The organism is Nocardioides sp. GCM10030259 (assembly GCF_042666375.1).
In the GTDB taxonomy this organism is placed as follows: Bacteria; Actinomycetota; Actinomycetes; order Propionibacteriales; family Nocardioidaceae; genus Nocardioides.
On sequence record NZ_JBHTDF010000023.1, the window covers coordinates 203,239 to 224,548 of the forward strand.

16 protein-coding genes and 1 pseudogene are annotated in these 21,310 nt (G+C 73.0%); 9 read left to right on the forward strand and 8 right to left on the reverse strand.

The genetic code is table 11. The features are described 5' to 3' along the window. The first annotated feature begins 53 nt into the window (after positions 1–53). From ACFQQI_RS19165 to ACFQQI_RS19185, 5 genes are read left to right on the forward strand one after another with little or no spacing between them, the layout of a single operon-like run. Positions 54–2,012: an FAD-dependent oxidoreductase gene (locus ACFQQI_RS19165; protein WP_378567263.1), complete on the forward strand. Its 1,959-nt coding sequence runs from the start codon at positions 54–56 to the stop codon at positions 2,010–2,012. After that, entirely contained in the window at positions 2,009–3,325 is a 1,317-nt protein-coding gene (locus ACFQQI_RS19170; RefSeq protein WP_378567266.1) for a class I SAM-dependent methyltransferase, read from the forward strand. Before ACFQQI_RS19165 ends, ACFQQI_RS19170 begins: the two co-directional genes overlap by 4 nt. Next, complete coding sequence (locus ACFQQI_RS19175; RefSeq protein WP_378567269.1) at positions 3,322–4,596, forward strand: class I SAM-dependent methyltransferase; 1,275 nt, start codon at positions 3,322–3,324, stop codon at positions 4,594–4,596. Before ACFQQI_RS19170 ends, ACFQQI_RS19175 begins: the two co-directional genes overlap by 4 nt. Then, positions 4,580–5,395: a DUF1295 domain-containing protein gene (locus ACFQQI_RS19180; RefSeq protein WP_378567272.1), complete on the forward strand. Its 816-nt coding sequence runs from the start codon at positions 4,580–4,582 to the stop codon at positions 5,393–5,395. The genes ACFQQI_RS19175 and ACFQQI_RS19180 overlap by 17 nt, the downstream gene beginning before the upstream one ends. A gap of 41 nt (positions 5,396–5,436) precedes the next feature. Next, positions 5,437–6,075 (forward strand): hypothetical protein, encoded by a 639-nt coding sequence (locus ACFQQI_RS19185; RefSeq protein ID WP_378567275.1) that lies wholly within the window; start codon positions 5,437–5,439, stop codon positions 6,073–6,075. 9 nt (positions 6,076–6,084) lie between these two features. Here ACFQQI_RS19185 and ACFQQI_RS19190 read toward each other — a convergent pair whose 3' ends face one another. Further along, the gene (locus tag ACFQQI_RS19190) at positions 6,085–6,540 is read right to left on the reverse strand and encodes a MarR family winged helix-turn-helix transcriptional regulator (protein ID WP_378567278.1); all 456 of its coding nucleotides are present in this window, start codon (positions 6,538–6,540) and stop codon (positions 6,085–6,087) included. 110 nt (positions 6,541–6,650) lie between these two features. Between ACFQQI_RS19190 and ACFQQI_RS19195 the strand changes: the two genes are divergently transcribed. Together ACFQQI_RS19195 and ACFQQI_RS19200 are read left to right on the forward strand one after the other, a co-directional pair. Then, entirely contained in the window at positions 6,651–7,883 is a 1,233-nt protein-coding gene (locus ACFQQI_RS19195) for an MFS transporter (RefSeq protein ID WP_378567281.1), read from the forward strand. Positions 7,884–7,926: 43 nt separating this feature from the next. Then, on the forward strand, positions 7,927–8,757 hold the full coding sequence (locus ACFQQI_RS19200; RefSeq protein WP_378567284.1) for an aldo/keto reductase: 831 nt from the start codon (positions 7,927–7,929) through the stop codon (positions 8,755–8,757). A 14-nt stretch (positions 8,758–8,771) separates the two neighbouring features. Here ACFQQI_RS19200 and ACFQQI_RS19205 read toward each other — a convergent pair whose 3' ends face one another. From ACFQQI_RS19205 to ACFQQI_RS19235, 7 genes and pseudogenes are all read right to left on the reverse strand, one after another. Next, the gene (locus tag ACFQQI_RS19205; protein ID WP_378567287.1) at positions 8,772–11,897 is read right to left on the reverse strand and encodes an ATP-binding protein; all 3,126 of its coding nucleotides are present in this window, start codon (positions 11,895–11,897) and stop codon (positions 8,772–8,774) included. A gap of 130 nt (positions 11,898–12,027) precedes the next feature. Further along, positions 12,028–12,237 (reverse strand): annotated as a pseudogene (locus ACFQQI_RS19210) (ATP-binding protein); the annotation flags it as partial. Positions 12,238–12,239: 2 nt separating this feature from the next. Further along, the gene (locus tag ACFQQI_RS19215) at positions 12,240–12,962 is read right to left on the reverse strand and encodes a DUF4194 domain-containing protein (protein ID WP_378567290.1); all 723 of its coding nucleotides are present in this window, start codon (positions 12,960–12,962) and stop codon (positions 12,240–12,242) included. After that, positions 12,959–14,440 carry a DUF3375 domain-containing protein gene (locus ACFQQI_RS19220; RefSeq protein WP_378567293.1) on the reverse strand — a complete coding sequence of 494 codons (1,482 nt, stop codon included), beginning with the start codon at positions 14,438–14,440 and terminating at the stop codon, positions 12,959–12,961. Before ACFQQI_RS19220 ends, ACFQQI_RS19215 begins: the two co-directional genes overlap by 4 nt. Before the next feature lie 101 nt (positions 14,441–14,541). Further along, positions 14,542–14,664, reverse strand: coding sequence for a hypothetical protein (locus tag ACFQQI_RS19225; RefSeq protein WP_378567296.1), 123 nt, complete (start codon positions 14,662–14,664; stop codon positions 14,542–14,544). Between the two features lie 83 nt (positions 14,665–14,747). After that, complete coding sequence (locus ACFQQI_RS19230; RefSeq protein WP_378567299.1) at positions 14,748–17,069, reverse strand: hypothetical protein; 2,322 nt, start codon at positions 17,067–17,069, stop codon at positions 14,748–14,750. A gap of 335 nt (positions 17,070–17,404) precedes the next feature. Next, entirely contained in the window at positions 17,405–18,613 is a 1,209-nt protein-coding gene (locus ACFQQI_RS19235) for a threonine/serine exporter family protein (RefSeq protein WP_378567302.1), read from the reverse strand. A gap of 89 nt (positions 18,614–18,702) precedes the next feature. On the opposite strand from ACFQQI_RS19235, the gene ACFQQI_RS19240 reads away from it, so the two are divergent. Both ACFQQI_RS19240 and ACFQQI_RS19245 read left to right on the forward strand, forming a co-directional pair. Further along, positions 18,703–20,028 (forward strand): threonine/serine exporter ThrE family protein, encoded by a 1,326-nt coding sequence (locus tag ACFQQI_RS19240; RefSeq protein ID WP_378567305.1) that lies wholly within the window; start codon positions 18,703–18,705, stop codon positions 20,026–20,028. An 82-nt stretch (positions 20,029–20,110) separates the two neighbouring features. Continuing rightward, positions 20,111–21,235, forward strand: coding sequence for an aminopeptidase P family protein (locus ACFQQI_RS19245; RefSeq protein WP_378567308.1), 1,125 nt, complete (start codon positions 20,111–20,113; stop codon positions 21,233–21,235). The last annotated feature ends 75 nt before the right edge of the window (positions 21,236–21,310 follow it).

The following is a 21,310-nucleotide window of genomic DNA, read 5'->3' on the forward strand; positions in this document are numbered from 1 at the left end:
CGAAAGGGAGCGTGATGCCCGGCACCCCACCATCGAGGGAGGCGCCACGCCGCGTGGCAGTCATCGGCTCGGGCGTGGCCGGGCTGACCGCGGCGCACGTCATCGCGAAGTCCGCGGAGGTCACGCTCTTCGAGGCCGACGAGCGCCTCGGCGGTCACGCGGACACACACCGCGTCACGACGGCCGACGGTCGCGAGCTCGCGATCGACACCGGCTTCATCGTGCACAACGAGCGCACCTACCCGACCCTGCTCCGCCTGTTCCGGGAGCTCGGCGTGGAGACGCAGCCGTCCGAGATGTCGATGTCGGTGCGCGACGACGTGACCGGGCTCGAGTACGCCGGGGCGCTCGGCGTCGGCGGGCTCTTCCCGACCCGCGCGAACCTTGGCCGGGCGGCGTACCTGCGGATGCTGGTCGAGATCCCGCGCTTCCACCGGGCCGCGCGCAGCCTGCTCGCCGACGGCGGGTCCGACGACGAGACGCTGGCGGCGTTCCTCGAGCGGCACCGCTTCTCGGCGTACTTCCGCCGCCACTTCATGGAGCCGATGGTCGCTGCGGTCTGGTCCTGCGACCCGGACACGGCGCTGGCCTACCCCGCTCGCTACCTCTTCGCGTTCCTCCAGCACCACGGGATGCTGGCGGTCCGGGGGTCGCCGCAGTGGCGGACGGTGACCGGCGGGTCGGGCGCGTACGTCGCACGCGTGGCGTCGCGCCTCCACGACGTGCGGACCGGGACGAAGGTGACCTCGCTGCGGGAGCTGCCCGGCGGCGTCGAGGTCACCGACGGCAACGGCCGGGCCGATCTCTTCGACGCGGTGGTCGTGGCGACCCATCCGCACCAGGCGCTGGCCATGCTCGCCGACCCGACACCGGCTCAGTCCGAGGTGCTCCGCGCGATCGGGTACTCCCCCAACACCGCGCAGCTGCACACCGACAGCTCCCTGCTGCCACAGGCGTCCCGGGCCCACGCGTCGTGGAACTTCCGGCGCCGCCGGGACGCGAGCGGCCACGTCACCGTCACCTACGACCTGACCCGGCTCCAGCGGCTGCCCACGGACACGGCGTACCTGGTGACGCTGGGCGGCACGGACCTCGTCGACCCTGCCTCGGTGATCGCGACGCGGGAGTACGAGCACCCGCTGTACACACCGGAGTCGGTCGCCGCCCAGCGCCGGCTCCCCGAGTGCGACACCGGTCGGGTCGTCCTCGCCGGCGCCTACCACGGCTGGGGGTTCCACGAGGACGGCGCGCGCTCGGGTGCCCACGCCGCGGCGCGGCTCGGCTTCGCCTGGGACGCGCCGGCCGCACTGCCACGAGGTGGTCGGGTGTACTCGACCACGATCCGGCACGGCCGACGCTCGCCGCGGCGTACCTTCACCTATCGCTCGCGGACGTGGCTGGTCGACCTGGACGACCTGCCACCGGCCCGGATCCACCGTGAGTTCCGGGCCGCGGACCACCTCGGCGACCCGTCGCGGTCGATCCGCGAGAACGTCGTCGACTTCCTGGCCCGCCGCGGGATCGCGGTGGACGGCACGATCCTGATGCTCGCCCACCCACGCGCCTTCGGGCACTGCTTCAACCCGATCACCGTCTTCTGGTGCCACCGCTCGACCGGAGAGCAGGCCTGCGTGCTGATCGAGGTGCACAACACCTACGGCGACCGCCATGCGTACGTCGTACACCCCGACGAGCACGGGCGGGCGACGGTGCCGAAGCAGATGTACGTGTCGCCGTTCCACGACGTGTCGGGCGAGTACCGGGTCAGCGTGCCGCGCCCGGACGACCGGGTCGCGATCGGCATCACCCTGCAGCCGCACGGGTTCGCCGCCTCGCTGTCCGGCACCGCGCTGCCGCCGGGTCGGCGCGCCGCGCTCGACACCCTGCTCCGCACGCCGTGGCCGGCGCTCCTCGGGCGAGTGCGGATCCAGTGGCAGGGACTCGTCCTCTGGCTGCGCCTCGTGCCGGTCCAGCCCCGGCCGCACCACGACCCCCAGGAGGGAACCCGATGACCGTCTCCGCAGCCCGGGCCGTCGTCCGGCGACCGTGTCCCGATCCCGAGCTCTGGCCGGACCTCGCCGCGGTGCCCGGCGGGCTTCGGGCCCGCGTCTCCGCACGCGTCGCCGGAGGCCTGGTGCGAGCGGCGTGCCGGCGGCTCGACATCCAGCTGGTGGGCCCGGATGCCGAGCTCCGGCCCGATCGGCCCGCGATCGTCGTCCACGACGAGGAGGAGTTCCTGCTCCGCGTCGGCGCGGACGGACTGATCGGGTTCGGCGAGGCGTACCTGACCGGTGCCTGGGACTCACCCGACATCGCCAGGCTGGCCACCGTGCTGGCTTCCGGCGTCGACCGGCTCGTGCCCCTGTGGATGCAGCGCCTCCGGCGCCTGCACGTCCGCCGGGAGCCGCGCCGCCACCACAACACCGTCGACCGGAGCCGGTCGAACGTCTCGCACCACTATGACCTGTCCAACGACCTCTTCGCGCTGTTCCTCGACCCGACGCTGAGCTACTCGTCGGCGCTCTTCGACACCGAGGTCGTACGCCGCGGGGACCACCTCGTCGCCCACGCCCCGGCACCGGTCGAGCCCGGCGACGCCCGCCACGTGCTGGCCACCGCCCAGGAGCGGAAGATCGACCGGCTGCTCGACCGGGCCGGTGTGGGTCCCGGCACCCGCGTGCTCGAGATCGGCACCGGCTGGGGTGAGCTCGCGTTGCGGGCAGCGGCCCGCGGCGCGACGGTCCGCACGGTCACGCTCTCCCAGCAGCAGCGGGAGCTTGCCCGCGAGCGCGTCGCCGCCTCGGGCCTCGCAGACCGGGTGAGCATCGAGCTGCTCGACTACCGGCTGGTCGAGGGCGAGTACGACGCGGTCGTCTCGGTCGAGATGATCGAGGCGGTCGGCGACGAGTACTGGTCGACGTACTTCCGCGCGGTCGACGACCTGCTCGTCCCGGGCGGGCGGTTCGCGCTGCAGGCGATCACCATGCCGCACCACCGGATGCTCGCCACCCGGGACGACTTCACCTGGATCAAGAAGTACATCTTCCCCGGGGGCCTGCTGCCGTCCGTCGAGGCGATCGAGCAGGTCGCCGCGCGGGAGACCGCGCTGCGGCTGAACGATCGGCTCGCGATGGGTGCCCACTACGCAGAGACGCTGCGGCTGTGGGACCAGAGCTTCTGCGGCGCCGAGGAGCAGGTGTGGGCACTCGGCTTCGACCCCACGTTCATCCGGATGTGGCACTTCTACCTGGCCTACTCCCAGGGCGGGTTCGCCGCGGGCTACATCGACGTCCAGCAGATGACCTTCGTGAAGGAGCCCCGATGACCACCACCCACGCGCCGGGCGTCGCCGGCGAGCTGGCCCGCGGGCTGCGCCCCTTCGTCGGCGGCGACCTGCCGGTGCGCCTGCGGGCGTGGGACGGGTCCGAGGCGGGTCCGCTCGACGCACCTCTCGTCGAGGTCCGCACTCCCGACGCCCTGCGGCGCCTGCTGTGGCGACCCGGCGAGCTCGGCGCCGCCCAAGCCTACGTGGCGGGCGAGATCGAGGTCCACGGCGACCTGGGCTCGGCGCTGGCCCAGGTCCGCGAGGTCATCGAGCGACGCGACCTCGGCGGCCGCCCGCACCCTGCGGCCCTCGCGACCGCGGTCGGCACGGCCCTGCGCATGGGCGCGGTCGGCCGGCCGCCGGGACCGCCGGCGACCCAGGCCCGGGTCCGCGGACGCATGCACAGCAAGCGGCGCGACCGGTCTGCGATCAGCCACCACTACGACCTGTCCAACGAGTTCTACGGGCTGATCCTCGACGAGACCATGGCCTACTCGTGCGCGTACTGGCGCAAGCCGCCGGGCACGGACGGATACACGCTGGCCGACGCCCAGCGCGACAAGCTGTCGCTGGTCTGCCGGAAGCTCGGTCTCGCGCCGGGCATGAGCCTGCTCGACGTCGGCTGCGGCTGGGGCTCCCTGTCCCTCCACGCCGCCGAGGAGCACGGTGCCCGGGTGACGGGCGTGACGATCTCGGCGGAGCAGAAGGCCCACATCGACGAGCAGGTCCGCCGTCGCGGCCTGCAGGACCGGGTGACCATCCGCCTCCAGGACTACCGCGACGTCGACGGGAGCTGGGACGCCGTCGCGTCGATCGAGATGGGCGAGCACGTCGGCGAGGCGAACTACCCCGACTACGCCCGGGTCCTCGCCCGTTCGGTACGCCCCGGCGGCCGCGTCCTGGTCCAGCAGATGTCGCGGCGGGGCAGGCACCCCGGCGGCGGGCCGTTCATCGAGTCGTTCATCGCGCCCGACATGCACATGCGTCCGGTGGGCCGGACGGTCGGGCTGATCGAGGACGCCGGGCTCGAGGTGCGCGACGTGCATGCCCTGCGCGAGCACTACGTGTGGACCGTCGATGCGTGGATGGAGAACTTCACCGCGCACCACGCCCGGCTCCGCGAGCTCGTCGGCGAGGAGGCCATGCGGGTCTGGGACCTCTACCTCGTGGGCGGCCGGATGGCCTTCCACGACGGGCGCATGGGAGTCGACCAGGTCCTGGCCGTCCGACCCGGCAGGCCCCACACTCTCCGGCATGAGCGGAGCTGGTGACCCCATGAGGGACCTGGTGTTCGTGCTGGCCGTCGAGGCCGCGGTGGTCGCCGCGGCGATGGCCGTGACGGCGTACGCCGCCCGTCGCGCGGGGCGCTACTCCGTCGTGGACACGACCTGGGGGCTCGCCCTCGCCGCCGTCGCCGTCGTGGCAGCGGTGGCGGGTGGAGTCCTCGACACCGGTCAGCCGTGGCGGTCCTGGCTGCTGGTCGCGCTCGTCGCCATCTGGGGCGGGCGGCTGTCGTGGCACATGCACCGTCGCAACGCCGGCCACGGCGAGGACCCGCGGTACGCCGCCATGCTCGAGGGCACCAGCCCGGCGCAGCGGGCGCTGAAGGTCTGGGTGACGCAGGGTGCGGCGGTCCTGCTCGTGGGCCTGCCGGCCACCGTCGCCTCGGTGACCACGGGCGGCTGGCTGCCCTGGGTTCCTCTCGGCGTGGCCATCTGGCTGCTGGGCGTCGCCTTCGAGGCCGTCGGGGACGCCCAGCTCGCCCGGTTCAAGGCCGACCCGGCCAACCGCGGCAAGATCATGGACCGCGGGCTGTGGTCCTGGACCCGGCACCCGAACTACTTCGGCGACGCCTGTGTGTGGTGGGGCATCTGGCTGGTCTCCCTCACGACCGGCTGGTCGCTCCTCACCGTCGTCGCCCCGATCGCGATGACCTACTTCCTGGTCTTCGCCACCGGGGCCCGGCTCCTGGAGCAGCACATGGCCGACCGCCCCGGCTGGGCCGAGTACGCCGCACGCACCAGCATGTTCGTCCCCCGCCCACCGCGGCGTCGCCAGAGCAGCCGATAGGGTGCTTCGACCCGACGAGGAGGCTCTGGATGGCTCGGCACATGAGACTCGACCCCGGCACCGGCGCGACGGCGCTGGACGAGGTCTTCGCACGGCAGGACGTTCCCGCTGAGGAGGGCGTCGACCGGACGGACCGCACCCCCGACGGCCCCGGGGCGCGGGAGCGGTTCGGCGGGATGAACCTCGGCGCCTGCTTCTTCGGATGGCTGGTGGCGATCGCCTCGGCGGTGCTGCTCGTGAGCCTCGTGGGCGGGGCGCTGACCGCAGTGGGGACCCGGATGGAGTTCGCCCAGAGCGACGCCGAGCAGCGCGCCGGCACCGTCGGGATCGCCGCCGGCGCCACGCTGCTCGTCGTGCTCCTCATCGGCTACTACGCCGGCGGGTACGTCGGCGGGCGGATGTCCCGCTTCGACGGCGGTCGGCAGGGCGTCGGTGTGTGGGCCATCGGGCTCATCGTGACCGTCCTCGCCGTCGGTGCGGGCGCGATCGTCGGTGCGCAGTACGACCTCGTCGACCGTGTCGACCTCGACGGGCTCTCGGTGACGACCGAGCAGCTGGGCTGGGGCGCCGCGATCACCGCGGTCTCGCTCGTGGTCGGCACCCTGCTGGCCGCGGCGCTCGGCGGCGTGATCGGGCGCCACTACCACGACCGGGTCGACCGCGCCGTCAGCCTGCAATGACCCGACGGCTCAGACGGCGCTGAGGTCCCGGACGGTGCCGACGAGACGGGCCAGGCGCGGGTCGTCGGCGGCCTGCTCGAGCGCCGCACCCAGGGCCTCGTCGTGGGTGGGGCGCGCCTCGGAGAGCAGCTCCAGCCCGGCCGGCGTGACGTCGGTGTAGATACCGCGCCGGTCGGTCGCGCAGAGGTAGCGGGACAGCAGCCCGCGGTCCTCGAGCCTGGTGACGAGGCGCGTCGTCGCGCTCTGGCTGAGCACGACGGCATCGGCCACCTGGTTCATCCGCAGGTGGCCGCCCTCGCCCGAGTGCTGTCGGCTCAGCACGTCGAGCAGCGAGAACTCACGGACGCTCAGGTCGTGCCCGGCCTGGAGCGCGCGCTCGACCTGCGCCTCGATCCGTCCGTGCAGGAGGGACAGCGCGTACCAGCCGTCGGCCAGTCCGATCGCACCTGCGTTCCTGGCGGTCATCGCTCCTCCTGCCTCGGTGCCGCGTCCGGCACCGTCGACCTACACTATACCCGCGTTCGCCGATTCAGCGCTTTTGCATATTGCCCGCGTCTGCAACTACTGTCGCCTGCATGAACTTCGCACCCGTCACCCGCACCGGCGGCGCCATGCCGCTCGCGCTCCTCGCCCTGGCGATCGGGGCCTTCGGCATCGGCACCACCGAGTTCGTGATCATGGGACTGCTCCCGGAGATCGCGGGCGAGTACGACGTCTCGATCCCCACCGCGGGGTGGCTCGTCAGCGGCTACGCGCTCGGCGTGGTCGTGGGTGCCCCGGTGACGGCGGTGCTGGGCACGCGCCTCGGTCGCAAGACGATGCTGCTCCTGCTCATGGGCCTCTTCGTCGCCGGCAACCTGCTCTCCGCACTGGCGCCGAGCTTCGAGGTCATGCTCGCCGGACGCCTCGTCACCTCGCTCGCCCACGGGTCGTTCTTCGGCATCGGCGCCGTCGTCGCGGCCGAGCTGGTCGCCCCGCACAAGCGCGCCGGCGCGATCGCCACGATGTTCACCGGCCTCACGATCGCCAACATCGTGGGCGTGCCCCTCGGCACGTACGTCGGCCAGGCGGGCGGCTGGCGCATCACGTTCGGTGTCGTAGCCCTGCTCGGGGTCGTCGGCCTGGTCGGCATCGCCGCCCTGGTGCCCCCACTCCCCCGCCCCGCCGGCGCACGCCTGCGCAGTGAGGTGTCCGCCTTCGGCAACATCCAGGTCATCCTCGCGATGGCGATGACGGTCCTCGGCTTCGGTGGCGTCTTCGCCGCGATCACCTACATCGCGCCGATGATGACGAGCGTCGCGGGCTACGCCGACGGCTCGGTCACCTGGCTGCTGGTGCTCTTCGGCATCGGCATGTTCCTCGGCAACCTGGTCGGCGGCAGGTACGCCGACCGGGCGCTGATGCCGATGCTCTACGTGACCCTCGGCGGCCTGGCCCTGGTGCTCGCGCTGTTCACGGTCACCGCGCACCACCGGGTCCTCGCCGCCGTGACCATCACGCTCATCGGCGGCCTCGGCTTCGCGACCGTTCCGCCGCTCCAGAAGCGGGTCCTCGACCAGGCGGCGGGCGCACCGACGTTGGCGTCGGCAGTCAACATCGGCGCCTTCAACCTCGGCAACGCGCTCGCGGCGTGGCTGGGCGGCCTGGTGATCGCGGCCGGCCTCGGCTACACCGCGCCGAACTGGGTCGGCGCGCTGCTGGCGGCCTCGGCCCTGGCGATCGCGGTGCTCTCCGCAGCCCTCGAGCGCCGCGCCGGCCACGAGGCGGCGTACCCCCGCTCGGCGACCCCGGCGCTCGCCGACCACTGACCTCCACCCCACCATCACCCCACCGTCACAAGGAGCAGCACCCATGACCACGACCACGATCCCGTCGATCACGCTCAACAACGGCGTCACCATCCCCCAGGTCGGCTTCGGCGTCTTCCAGGTGCCGGACGACGAGACCACGACCGCCGTCCGGCACGCCCTCGACGCCGGCTACCGCGCCATCGACACGGCCGCCGTCTACGGCAACGAGGCGGGCGTCGGCCGCGCCCTGGCCGAGAGCGGGCTGCCGCGCGACGACGTCTTCGTGACGACCAAGCTGTGGAACGCCGACCAGGGGTACGACGCCACCCTGCGCGCCTTCGACCAGAGCCTCGGCCGGCTCGGCCTCGACGTCGTCGACCTCTACCTCATCCACTGGCCGGCGCCGGCGCACGACCTCTACCCGGAGTCGTGGCGCGCGATCACGAGGCTCGCAGCCGACGGGCGCATCCGCGCCGCCGGCGTCTCCAACTTCCAGCCGAGCCACCTGCAGCGGCTGCTCGACACCAGCGACCTGATGCCGGTCGTCAACCAGATCGAGCTGCACCCGCGGCTCCAGCAGGCCGAGCTGCGCGCCTTCCACGCGGACCACGGCATCGCCACCCAGGCGTGGAGCCCGCTGGCCCAGGGTGCCGTCCTCGACGACCCGACCCTCGCCGGGATCGCGCAGCGCCACGGCAGGACGCCCGCCCAGGTGGTGCTGCGCTGGCACCTCCAGCTCGGCAACATCGTCATCCCGAAGTCGGTCACCCCGACCAGGATCCGCGAGAACCTCGACGTCCTCGACTTCGAGCTCACAGCTGACGAGATGGCGGCGATCGCAACGCTGGACCGCGACCTGCGCACGGGGCCCCACCCGGACACCCTCAACTGACGGACAGGGAGCGGTCAGGCACCACCCTTTGACTCGGCGTCGGTGATGGCCGTGATCCACGACTGGTGGGTCGCGCTGTTCTTGGTGATCGCGAGCAGCTCGTCCATGTGCGGCTCGAGGCCGGTCACCTTGTCCAGCGGGACGCCGACGATGAGCTGGAAGCCCAGGCCCCGCCAGGCCTGCACGGCGCGACCCGCGAACTCGGAGTCGGCCTTCACGAAGCCCTCGTCGAGGAAGACCGGCGCGAACCGCGGCCGCGACCGCATCTCGTCGCCGAGCCGGAACCGGAGCGCCGAGCCGACGATGAACGCGACGAGCTCCTGGCTCTCGCCGCCGCTCTTCTCCCCCAGCGTCCGGTACGTCGCGCGCAGCTCGCCCGTCGCGTGGTCGTAGCGCTCGGCGCTGATCTCCACGTGACGGCGTACGTCGAGCAGGCGGTCGCGGTCGGTCACCGCGACCGCGGCGTCGCCGAGCTGGCTGGGCTTGCGCAGCTGCTGCATGAACCGGCTCAGCTCGGCGAAGCGCTTCGCGAGCGCCTCCTCGCCGAGGTCGGTGGTGGAGCCCGACGAGAGCGCGCGGAGGTCCTTCATGAACGCCTGGACGTGGGCCGGTGCGAGCCGGCGCAGCCGGATCCGGAGCCGGTCGCCGGACGCCCCGAACTCGAGGCGCCGCAGGATCGCGTTGATCGGCTCGAGCCGGTCCTCGATCTCCTCGATCGACGCGGCCATCGCGCCGACCAGGGGCACCAGGTCCTGCCCGCTCCACTCGGTCAGCCGGCGACGCCACTCCGCTCGCCGCTCGGCGAGCCCCTTGCCGCGGATGTCGTCGAGGATGCGGGCGTAGTCGGGGTAGGAGTCCGCGGTCGCGCCGAGGTTCGGCGAGTCCCACTGGAACTTGTAGACCCGGAAGATCTGGGCGAGGTCCTCGTCGACCCGCGCGATCTCGGCCTCGGCGTCGGCGACCGCGTCGCGGAGCCGCTCGGCGAGCCGGTGCGAGGTCTCGCCGAACCGGTCGAGGTCGTCCGGGTCGGCGGGCGCCGCGGCCGCCGCGAAGTCGGCCACGAGTGCGGCGTCCTGCTCGTCGGTGACCGCGACCCTGCCGTGGGTCTCCATCGCCTGGAGGCGGTCGGTGACGTGGTCCTCGGAGTCGACGAGCTCCGCGTGCTCGACGTTCAGGTCGCGCTGCCGCTGCTCGATCCCGAACCTCGCGCGGCGGGTCTCCTCCAGCCGCGCGCCGAGGTCGTCGATCTGCGCCTCCAGCGCCTGGAGCTGATCGTCGGAGCCGAGGATCTCGGCCCGGCGACGCTCGAGGTCGGCGATGCGGCGGTCGCTGCCGTCGACGTCGAGGTCGTCGTAGCGCGCGTTCGCGACGGCGTCGTACGAGGTCTTCTGCTGCTCCAGGACCCGCGACTGCCGGTCGAGCTCGGTCACCTCGGCGGTGATCGCCTCGAGCTGCTCCTCCAGGCTCGCGAGCTCGGCGTCGACCTCGGCGATCGCGTCGGCGTTGGAGAAGCCGATGATGTTGCGCGCGTCGTTGCGGCCGTGGGCACCGCGACGGCCGTTGCGGGTCTGCCCGGCGAGGGTGACCCGGAAGCCCGGGCCCTGCAGGCCGTCGGCGGACTCGACGCACAGCGCGTTGCGGACCGGCTCGTCGAGGTGGGCCTGCACCCAGCCGCTGAACGGCGAGTCCTGGAAGACCAGCTTGCCGGCGACGCGCTCGGGGTCGGCCGGACCGAGGTCGGGCAGGTCGAGCTCGGCGCCCTCGAAGGTGAGCCGACCGCGCAGCCGCAGCCCGTCGATCGCGGCGGAGAACTCGTCGAGCCGGTCGAGGGGCACGAGCATCGTGCGGGCGCTGGCGCCGAGCACGGTCTCGATCGCGGACCGCCACCGCGCCTCGTCCGGCGCGACGTCGATCAGCTCGGCGATGAACGGCAGCTCGTCGACGTCGAGCCCGCTCGCCTGGGCGACCTCGGCCCGCAGGTCGTGCATGCGGGCGGGCACCCGCCCGGCGCGGCTCTCGAGCGAGGCGCGCTCGCGGCGGAGCTCGGCCTGGCGGTCGCTGAGCGGGAACTGTCGGCGCAGTGTCGCGTCGCGGTCGCGCTTGACCCGCTCCTGGTCGCGCTGCCACCCGGCGAGCCACTGCCGGGCGTGCAGCTGGAGCACCAGGAACGCCTCGGCGGACAGCAGCGCGGCGTCGACGTCGGGCGCCTGGGCGTCGGCGGCGTCGATCAGCGGCAGCATCCGCTCCTGCAGCACCTCGCGCCGCCCGAGCCGGTCCTCGCGGACCACCTGCTCCTGCTCCAGCGACAGTGCGAGCGCCTGGAGCGTCGAGCCGCCGGCCGCCCGGTGCGACTCCTTCGCCGCCTCGAGGTCCGTCAGGAGTGCGCGCTCCGCGGCGGTCGTCGCGGTGAGCTCGTCCGCGGCGGCGGCACGATCGTGGCGGTTGCCGGCGACCGCGGTCTCGATGAGACGGAGGTGGGTGCGCAGCAGCCACAGCCGCAGGGGCGTGTCGCCGGCCAGCGTGACGCCGTAGGAGTCGAGCTCGGCGAGCCGCCGCGACGCCGTCGCCCCGCGCTCGTGGAGCACGCCGATCGGCTCGAGCAGCTCGAGCTTCTGCTCCTCGGTGCGCATCGCCGAGTGCGCCGTGTCGAGATCGTCGAAGTGCTCGATCGCGCGGTCGGCCGCGGCGTACGTCGCGGGCCGCTCGAGCACCATGTCCTTGTAGAGCTCGTCGACGCTGCGCACCTGGTTGCCGGCCTGGATCCGGGCCAGCAGCCGCAGCGCCTTCGCCCCGTCGCCGTTGGCGCCGATGCCGAGGCGCGCGTGCAGGACGGCAGTGAACTCGGCGTACGTGCGGTGCACCCGGAGGCCCGGGAACAGCTTCTTGAGCGTGTTGGCGTGGAACCGGTCGGGCACCGCGACCTCGAGCGCGTCGAGGGCAAGCGCGCCCTCGTGGGTCGCCAGCTGCATCTGGACGTCGCTCGACCGGGCCGCGCGCCGTGGCACGTAGTAGGTGCGCAGCGCGGTGAAGCGGCCACCGTGGTCGTTGACGAAGGTCATCGCGATCGCGCCCCAGGTGTCGGAGCCCTTGCCCCGCAGGAGCTTCTCGACCGGGCGCCCGGTGCGCGGGTCGTCGACCACGTCGACGGCACCCCGGAGGTAGGACAGCAGGGTTGCGCTGGCCGACGCCGCGGGCGCGGCCGGCGACGGCGTCGTTCGAGGCGCCGTTGAACTTGGTGTCCGACGGCATCATCAGCGCGGTGTAGGCGTCGAGGATGGTGCTCTTCCCGACGCCCGAGGCGCCGGAGATCATCGTGGCGTCGCCGCGCAGCGGGACCGTGGTCAGACCGCCGAAGCCACCCCAGTTGACCAGCTGGAGCAGGGCCGCGCGCCACTGCACCGTGTCGTCGGCGGGCGTGGCGACGTCCTGGTGGTCGAAGAGGCCCTCGGACGGTGCCTGCTCGAGCTCGTCGATGGACATGCTCACTCGTCTCCTGCCGTGTCGCCGGTCTCCGGGTCGTCGTCGAAGAGATCGGCGGGGTCGTCGGGCTCGGGCGGTACGTCGCCGCTGTTCGCGCGCTGGAGCGCCTCCAGCAGGTCCTGGAGCAGGTCGAGCGGGATCAGCGGCTCGACGGCCTCGCTGATCTCGAAGCGCTCGTCCACGCCGGAGCCGATGAGCAGGCCCGCCTTCACGATGCTCGCCACGGCGTTGCGCGCGCGCCGCTCGTCGCCCGCGACGTCGGTGGCGTGCGGCGGCCGGAAGCTCGCGACGTAGTCGACGACGTCCTCGCGGTCGATGAAGACCCGCGCGTCGCCGCTCGCCAGGCCGGCCCGCAGCCGGTCGCGCAGGTGGACCAGCACCAGCGTCTCCTCGCGGGACCACGCGGCGTCGTAGAGCAGCGTCGGGAAGCGCTCGCCCGCCTCCCCGATCGCCTGCCGCTTCCACGCGACCTCGCGGGCGCGGTCGATCTGCAGGTCGAGGAAGAGGTCGTTGAGCCGCGAGCGCAGGAGCCGCTCGTGCTCCACCAGCACCCGCCAGTCGCGCGGGTGCGTGCGGGCGCTGATGAAGCGCTGCTTCAGGAGGGTCACGAGCGCGTGCCGCTGGGCGTACTCGAGGCCGCCCTCGTCGCCCTCGAACAGGGAGACGGAGGCCTCGTCGACGTACTCGTCCTCGACGTCGATCTCGGCGTGGGTCTCGACGCTCATGCGGGGTTCTCCAGGTCGGGGTCGGGCAGCGGGGTGCGCGGCACGGCGAAGGTGCGCCGGGTCCCGTCGGGTCGGACGGCGGCATAGGACTCGACGGCGTCCTCGGCCCGCCAGTCACGGTCGGCGGCGAGGTGCAGCAGGCCGAAGATCTCGACCGGCCGGCGCAGCGAGGGCTCGAGCTCGTCGAACAGCTCGCCCAGCGACGCCGCAGGGACGAGCGACGCCACGGCTGCGTCGAGGCGTTGGCGCAGCGACGCGAGCTTCGGGCCGCCCTGCGCCACGAGGTCGGCGAGCGAGAGCGGCGGGGCGTCGTCCGGCACCGGGGTGCCGATGCGCTCCGGCAGCACGTCGTCGGCGGGGTCGTAGAACCGCTCGCGGAGGTGCTCGACGCTCGCGCGCGCCGGCAGGAGGGGTACGTCGTGCGCGGCGCGCGGCCCGGTGTTCGCCATCCAGGTCATGAGCTCGGACTCGACCTGCCGCAGGGTCTGCTCGAGCTCGCGGTCCCGGGCCGCGTCGTGGGAGACGATGTACTCCTTGAGCGTCGCGGTCACCCGCGACCGCTGGGCCAGCACCCGGTCCAGGCCGTCGCGCACCAGGCGCACCGTGCCCCGCAGCTCGGCGCGCTCGGCATCGCTGAGGATCCCGTCGGAGAGCGGGTGCTCGAGCAGTGCCGTCAGGTCCTCGCGCAGCTGGGTGACCAGGGCGTCGTCGCGCAGCAGCGCGAACGCCCCCTCGAACGCACGCCCCTCGTGGGTCGCGGTCATCAGCGCGTCCGCGCGGGCCAGGTAGTCGTCGATCACCTCCCCGGCCGGGCGGTCCTCGGCCCGGAACGCCGACAGGATCTCCGTCCGGATCGTCGCGAACCGCTCCTCGACCCGGGCGAAGTCGCTGGGCAGCGCCGAGATGAGCGAGAGCAGCTCGGTGAAGCCCTCGAGCATGTAGTCCTCGGTCGCGCTCACCAAGTCGGCGCCGTCGACCAGTCGGTCGCGCTCCGCCTGCAGCCTGGCGATCTCCGCGTTGAGGATCGTGACCCGCGCGGATCGGTCGGGGTTGGCCTCGGAGTTGAACCGGCGGACCGTGCCGAGGATGGTCGCGATGCGGTGCTCGCTGAGCGTGGCCCGGTCGCGCGCGAGGTTCTTCACGAGCTCCAGCGCCTGCTGGGCGTGGGACGTGAGCGCGTACACCTCGTGCCCCGCCTCGTCCAGGGACCGCACCAGCCACTGGCCGCGCATCCAGCGCTGGCAGATCTCGCGGCCGCTGCCGACCGGCACGTCCTGTTCCCCCGCGCGCCGGATCTCCGCGACGTGCTCCTCGACCTGCGTGTGCAGGCGGGCCGTCGCGATCGGCCGGTTGTTGCGGCCGAAGGCGGCGCGGAAGATCGTGATGACCACCGGCGCCTGCCGCTGGTGGAGCAGCGTCAGCGTGGGTTGCCCGAAGGCACCCTTGACCCGGGCGAGCTCGCCCGCGACCTCACTCAATCTTGTCTCCCCTGATCACGCCCCGTGTGGCGGGGCGCAAGCATTGCAAAGCGTGCCGACACTCCGACGCACACCCTCGTCCGGTGCCGTGTCGGCTCTCGTCAGTGGCAGGGGGCGCCCTCGCAGCACGGGTGGATGTAGCCGCATCCGTCGCAGCGCTCGTGGGAGGTCTCCCACCGCATCATCGTGCCGCAGTTCGGACACGGCTCCGTCAGGTCAGCCACGTCCCGAGCGTAGGTCGTGGGTGGCCCGGAAGTGCGGACGACACGACGTGAGGCGCGGCCGAAGCGGGTGCGGGGCGAGTGAGTCATTCATCGGTCGCTACGCCACCCGCGTCCTCGTTGCACTCGATCTGGGGTGGTTCCTCGCCGGGGAACGCGAGCAGGCTCATCCGCGGGAGCCGGGCGCCGCGCATGTCGAAGGACAGGGCGGAGCGCCGTTGTGACCTGTGCCTGCCATCCCGGTAGAAGTAGCCGGGGTTCTCTCGCACCCCCACGGTGTACAGGCACTCGTCGAAGGCGGAGATCTCGGACACGGGTTCGCCGAGGTCAGCGACGTCCTCGCGGAGATCCTGGATGTCGCCGCGCAGGTCTTTCGCGGACTCATCGGCGTGCACGCCGCGCCGGTCCGCGCTCTCGCCCGGGTCGGTGCCGCACTCCCCCTCGGCGAACGGGTGGTCGCGACCGCGGAAGGCGAGCAGTTGGTAGTCGGGGTCGTCCCACTCGGTCTGGTCGATGTCGATCGCCGGCCGGTAAGCCCGCCGGCCCTTCACGTCGGCGAGATAGCCGAGCCGCTGCGCGGCATCGCCGGCCTCGGTCACCGGCAGCCACGACAGGCAGGACTCCCAGGCGTCGAAGCGCTCCGTACGCTGCTCGACACGGTCCCGTCTCCGCTCCAGCCAGTTCACCCAGGCACGAACCGACCGAGGGAACACTGTCTGGCGGGCGTCCTCGCCGGTGCCGTTGGGGTCGGCAGGCGCGCTGAGGCACCGCGCACGCGTGGAGAGCCGCAGCACGACCCACGCCGGCCGCTCAGTGGAGCGACGCGGCTCGTGACGCACCAGGGCGGGACGCATGTCCTCGCCGGTGCCATCACGCTCGTCGTAGCGGAATCCCCAGCGGTGCCGCTGGTCCCCGGCCCGGTCGACCCCCACGCCGGACACGCAGCCGAGCAGTACGTCGAATCGTCGTACCACCCGACCCATCCGATCGAGCCGACGATCGAGGCGCGCCAGTGTGGCCCGTAGGCTCTCCCGGCGCGCGCGATCGATCGCTCGGACCGGTTCGACCTCGTCGGCACCCGCGAGCGCCGGTGGCGCATCCGCCGGGTCGGCCGGCACGGGCGGGCTCGTCGTCGCGCGGACGGCGACCGGGGCACTTGTCGACTGGGCCGCGCCGATGTCGCAGCCGCCGCGGTCCACGCGCGACGTGCCGATCGCGTCATGGGTGAGCACCTGCTCCCAGTCGACGACGCCCTCCAGGAGCTGGCCCGCCGGCAGTGGATCAGGCAGCTTGCCCACGCACTCAGCCGCCGGGATCCGTCCGCGCAAGAGACTGTCGGGCATCGGGACGAGCACGAACCCGTGCGGATCTTCCTCGAGCCGCATCAGCCGCGGATCAGCGTCGAGGACATCGGTAGAGCTGACCATGTCGCAGCTGGCGTCGGTGACGAAGTTGTGTCCTAGCGAGATTCCGTCGTACACCCGGCAGGCCCGACGGGTGGGGATCGTGTCACCGGTCACGCCGTCGAAGGCGGGCGGACCGAGCACCGAGGCGAAGCTCGTGAGCGCGCCCGCGGATCCGACGTTGCCACCCACCGAGGCGATGTTGCGCACGACCGTCGAGGACACGATGTGCGTCCGGCCGGCGGCGAGCACCCCGCCGCCGTCGCCCTCGGCGTAGTTGTCGGTCACGGTTGCGTTGACGAGGGTGAGGTTGCCGCGGGCCCAGATGCCGCCACCCGCGTGGGCCACGGCCAGGTTGCGAGCCACCGTCGAGTTGACGACCAGGACATCGGCCTCGCCGGAGATGGCGCCCCCGCGGTCGTCCGCGCGGTTGCCGACCAGGGTCGAGTCGAAGACCGCGACGTCGCCGTCGAGGGTGAAGATGGCCCCGCCGGGCCCGTCGGCGTCGCTGCCGTCGATGAGGGACCCGAGGACGGTGATGTCCCCGTCCTCGTCGGCATAGAGGGCGCCTCCGTCGCCGTCGGTGGTGTTCCCGTCCACATAGGAGTTCACGACGAGGATGTCGCCTGTCGAGGCGATGGCGCCGCCGGACCCGTCGACGAGGTTGGTGCTGAGCACCGAGTCGTAGACCTGCACCCCACCGCGCCGTGCGTAGATCGCGCCGCCGTCGTCGTTGGCGAGATTGCCGTTGATCCGGCATCGGTGCGCGGTGACCCGCCGCATCGAGAAGACCCCGCCGCCCGGCTCCTCGGCGAGGTTCTGCTTGATCACGCAGTCCGACAGCATGATCTCGCCACGCGAGGTCAGCGCCGCTCCCGGACCGTCGGAGCCACCGCGGGTGAGCGTGATGCGGCGGAGGTCCAGCCAGCCGGTCCCGTCCTGGCGCAGCACCCGCTTCTCGAAGCAGGTCTGCCGGATGGTGTGCCCGTGCCCGTCCAGGACCAACGGGTACGGCGACTCCCTGATCGGGTCACCCTGGTGGCAGTCCCGCAACGCGATGTCGGCGCCCAGGTCGATCCGGGTGCGAGTCGGATCCGCCCACGCCCTGCGGAGCGCGTGCTCCGACCGGACGACGGCGGCTCGCCCTGTTCGTTCGGCGACCGGCCACGAGCGTCCGTCCGGGGCGGTCGCCGTCGGTGGGACTGCCTCGGAGCGAACAGCGAGCCCGCTCGTTGTCAGGGCGACCGCGATCGTCGCCAGCAATCCCCTCCGCCATCCAGCCACCTGGTCCGGGCCCTCCCGCCGCAGAGGCTACGCCCGGCGAGCGCACGCGGCGCGGTTCACCGGGCGAAGTGCGGCCGCCACCGCGCGCTGAGGAGGACGCCGATCGCGATCGCGAGCGCGACGGTGGGGACCTGCAGGCCGAAGGAGGCGAGGTCGTCGATGCTCGAGACCGGATCGTCGCCGAAGACGGCGGTCGCGCCGCGCACCCCCACCCCGCCGACGGTCAGGACGAAGAAGCCGCCGAGGACGAGCAGGAGGCGGGGCGGGCGCCGGGGATGGGCGTCGAGGAGGTTCGCGAACGCGCCGAGGGCGGCGCCGGCCACCAGCGTGCCGAGCACGGCCCCGGCGAGCCGGGTGGTGCCCTGCTGGAGGAGATAGGTCGCGAGCACGCTCGGCACCAGCCACAGGAACACCGAGCGCTCGGCGTTGAAGGCGAGGACGAGCCCGGCACTGAACACCACCCACCCCGCGAGGACCACGAGGACGGACAGGTCGGGGTCGGGCACGGTCTCCGACAACAGGTCCGCGTGACCGGTGACGTTGGCGCCGGCGACGATCCCGATCACGATCAGGCCGAGGACGAACAGACCGAGGACGAGACGGACGGCCCCGGCGGTCAGCCGTCCGCTGAGCAGCTCTCCCGCCGCCGCGGACAGCGTGTCGCCGGGGACGGCGATGAAGAGCGCAGGGAGCACCATCAGCGTCACGCCGGTGGTGGACGCGAGGTCGGAGAGCAGCGTCAGGCCGACCACCGTGACCCCGAACGCGCCGACGAACGGCACGATCCCCTCCATCCGGGTGCCGCCGGCGGCGACGACCAGGACGCCCATGAGCACGCCGAGGATGGCGGCCGCGCCGACCTCACCCCAGGAGGCCACGACGCTGGGTGCGAACCCGGCGGCGAAGAGCGCGACGCCGACGACCCGTGCCCACGCCGGCCACCGGGGCCGCCGCGCCGCGATCGCGTCAAGACGCTGGCAGGCCGGCCCGGCGTCCAGCCCGGCCTCGATCTCGACCAGCGTGCGCTTGAGGTCGGCGACCTGGTCGAGACGGAAGATGCCCGGGGCCGCGCGCACCACCGTCGATCGCGACCGCTCCGTGGCGACCTCCTGGATCACCATCTGCTCGGGCAGGACGACCAGGGCGACGTCGAGCCGGTACGGCGCCGCGGCGCGCCGTACGTAGTCCTCGAGCATGCCGACCCCCTCCGCGCTCGAGGCAAGGGCGAGTCGCGCGACGCGCACCACGACGTCGAAGCCGTCCACGAGCGCGATGCTCGGGCATGCCCGGGCACCCCGGCATCACCCGATTCGGGCCTGCGCACGGGCAGCCACCCCTCCCTACGCTGAGCGCCGTGGCCGCGGACCCGGCTGATGTCTACCCGAGCCTCGACCTGGCGCTGCGGGTCGGCGAGGTCCTGCTCAACTCCGGCGCGGGCGCCTCCGACGTGGCCGGCGCGATGCTCGACGTGACGCGCGCGTGCGGGGTACGGCGCGTCTCCGCCGACGTGACGTTCGTGGACCTGAGCCTGCACCACCAGCCGAGTGCCGACCAGCCGGCCGCGACTCAGGTGCGCCGGGTGATCCGCCGACCGGTCGACTACCACCAGCTCACCCGGGTGGAGGAGCTGATGCAGGACCTGGTCGACGAACGCGTCGACGTCGCCGAGGCCAGGGCGCGGATGGCCCGCATCGTGTCCGGTGGCCGCTATCGGCCGCGCTGGGCCGCCACCCTGGGACTGGGGGTCATGGGCGCCGGCGTGGCGCTGACCTTCGGCGGCGACATCGTCGTGTGCGCGTTGGCGTTCCTCGCTGCCTGCGCCATCGACCGCACCAAGGTCCGGCTCGCCGGGGAGGCCCTGCCGCCGTTCTACCAGCAGGTCGCCGGCGGGTTGATCGCCTCCGGGATCGCCGTGGCGGCCTCCGCCACCCCGCTCGACGTCAACCCGTCGCGCGTCGTCACCGCCGGCATCGTGGTGCTGCTGGCCGGGGTCGGGCTGGTGGGCGCCATGCAGGACGCGATCATGTCCTTCCCGGTCACGGCGAGCGCCCGGCTGGTCGACGCCGTGCTCGCCACGGTCGGCATCATCGCCGGCGTCGCGGGTGGGCTCGCCCTGAGCGGGTTGCTGAACGTCGACCTCGTCAACTACAAGCCGGGAGCGGTCGGCTTCGCCGACAACGCGACGGCGGTCGCCGGCGCCGGACTGGCGGCGGCGGCGTACGCCTACTCCTGCTACGCGCCGATGCGGGCCGTCGCGGTGGTCGCCGGCGTGGCCGCGGTGGCCAAGGCCCTGGCCACGGTGTTCTCCGGCGGCGACCTCGGTGCACCTTGGGGAGCCGCCGTGGCCGCCACCGCCATCGGCCTCGCCTCCTACCTGGTCTCCGGCCGGGTGCGAGTGCCGCCGCTGGCCGTCGTGGTCCCCTCGATCGCGCCCCTGCTCCCGGGTCTGGCGATCTACCGCGGCCTCGCGCTGCTGGCGGAGGGCAAGGACGGCGTGAGCGAGCTGGCCACGGCCGCGATGACGGCCGTGGCGCTGGCCTCCGGCGTCATCCTCGGCCACTACCTGGCCCAGCCCATGCGGCAGGAGGCCCGACGGCTCGGGTCGCGGATCGCCCGGCCACGGCTCGTCGGCCCGCGGATCCGGCGCGGCGGGCACCGGCGACCCGCCGAGGAGCAGTAGTGGGCGCCCATCGCCCGATTCAGGTGAGGAGCGGAGGGAGCGCCCGGATCTACGCTCGATCGCCGCTCGGGAGGGAGACGCCATGTCGGTGACCGCGGTCCCGTTCACCCGTGACGACTACGCCCACCGGATGGAGCGGGTGGTCGCCGACGCCCGCGCCGCCGGGCTGGACGGTGTGCTCGTGACACCCGGTCCCGACCTCGTGTGGCTGACGGGCTACCAGCCCACCGCGATCACCGAGCGGCTGACGATGCTGTTCCTGACCGGGGACCGCGCGCCCACGCTGCTCGTGCCCGTCCTCGAGCGGCCGGACGCCGAGGGAGCCGAGGGCGCGGCCGCCACCACGATCACCGACTGGACCGACGGCGCCGACCCCTACGCCGCCGCGAGCGTGCTGCTCCGGCCCGGCGGCCGGTACGGCGTCTCCGACAACGCTTGGGCGATGCACCTGCTCGGTCTCCAGGCCGCCCTGCCCGGCACCGGCTACCACTCGCTGACCCAGCGGATGCCCATGCTCCGCGCGGTCAAGGACGAGAACGAGCTGGCCCGCCTGGCCGCGGCCGGCGCCGCCGCCGACGCGACGTACGTCGAGATCCAGCAGGTGCGGTTCGCCGGCCGCCGGGAGACCGACGTCGCGGCCGACCTGGCCCGGCTGCTGCGCGAGCACGGCCACGAGCAGGTCGACTTCACGGTGGTCGGGTCCGGGCCGAACGGCGCCAACCCGCACCACGAGGCCGGCGACCGGGTGATCGAGGCGGGCGACTGCGTCGTGCTCGACTTCGGGGGGCTGATGTACGGCTACGGCTCCGACACCAGCCGCACCGTCTGCGTCGGTGAGCCGAGCGCCGAGGTCCGCGAGGTGCACGAGATCGTCCGGCTCGCCCAGCAGGCCGGCGTCGAGGCCGTCCGGCCCGGCGTCGCCTGCCAGGAGGTCGATCGGGCCGCACGAAGGATCATCACCGAGGCCGGCTACGGCGAGCGGTTCATCCACCGCACCGGGCACGGCATCGGCGTCACGACCCACGAGCCGCCGTACATGATCGAGGGCGAGGAGCAGCCGCTGACGCCCGGCATGTGCTTCTCGGTCGAGCCCGGGGTCTACCTGACCGGCAGGTTCGGCGTCCGCATCGAGGACATCGTCACCGTCACCGAGGACGGCGGACGCCGGCTCAACAACACCGATCGCCACCTCCAGGTCGTGGGGTAACCACCCCGCGACGGGTGAGGCGGCGCTACCTCTCCGCAACCCACGCTGATCGAACGACATACCCCCCAGGGAGGG

What these genes read in the sequence shown, in the direction of transcription:
- ACFQQI_RS19170 (WP_378567266.1), top strand. Translation starts at nt 2,009, where the DNA reads ATGACCGTCTCCGCAGCCCGGGCCGTCGTCCGGCGACCGTGTCCCGAT.
- ACFQQI_RS19175 (WP_378567269.1), top strand. Translation starts at nt 3,322, where the DNA reads ATGACCACCACCCACGCGCCGGGCGTCGCCGGCGAGCTGGCCCGCGGG.
- ACFQQI_RS19180 (WP_378567272.1), top strand. Translation starts at nt 4,580, where the DNA reads ATGAGCGGAGCTGGTGACCCCATGAGGGACCTGGTGTTCGTGCTGGCC.
- ACFQQI_RS19185 (WP_378567275.1), top strand. Translation starts at nt 5,437, where the DNA reads ATGAGACTCGACCCCGGCACCGGCGCGACGGCGCTGGACGAGGTCTTC.
- ACFQQI_RS19190 (WP_378567278.1), bottom strand. Translation starts at nt 6,540, where the DNA reads ATGACCGCCAGGAACGCAGGTGCGATCGGACTGGCCGACGGCTGGTAC.
- ACFQQI_RS19195 (WP_378567281.1), top strand. Translation starts at nt 6,651, where the DNA reads ATGAACTTCGCACCCGTCACCCGCACCGGCGGCGCCATGCCGCTCGCG.
- ACFQQI_RS19200 (WP_378567284.1), top strand. Translation starts at nt 7,927, where the DNA reads ATGACCACGACCACGATCCCGTCGATCACGCTCAACAACGGCGTCACC.
- ACFQQI_RS19215 (WP_378567290.1), bottom strand. Translation starts at nt 12,962, where the DNA reads ATGAGCGTCGAGACCCACGCCGAGATCGACGTCGAGGACGAGTACGTC.
- ACFQQI_RS19245 (WP_378567308.1), top strand. Translation starts at nt 20,111, where the DNA reads ATGTCGGTGACCGCGGTCCCGTTCACCCGTGACGACTACGCCCACCGG.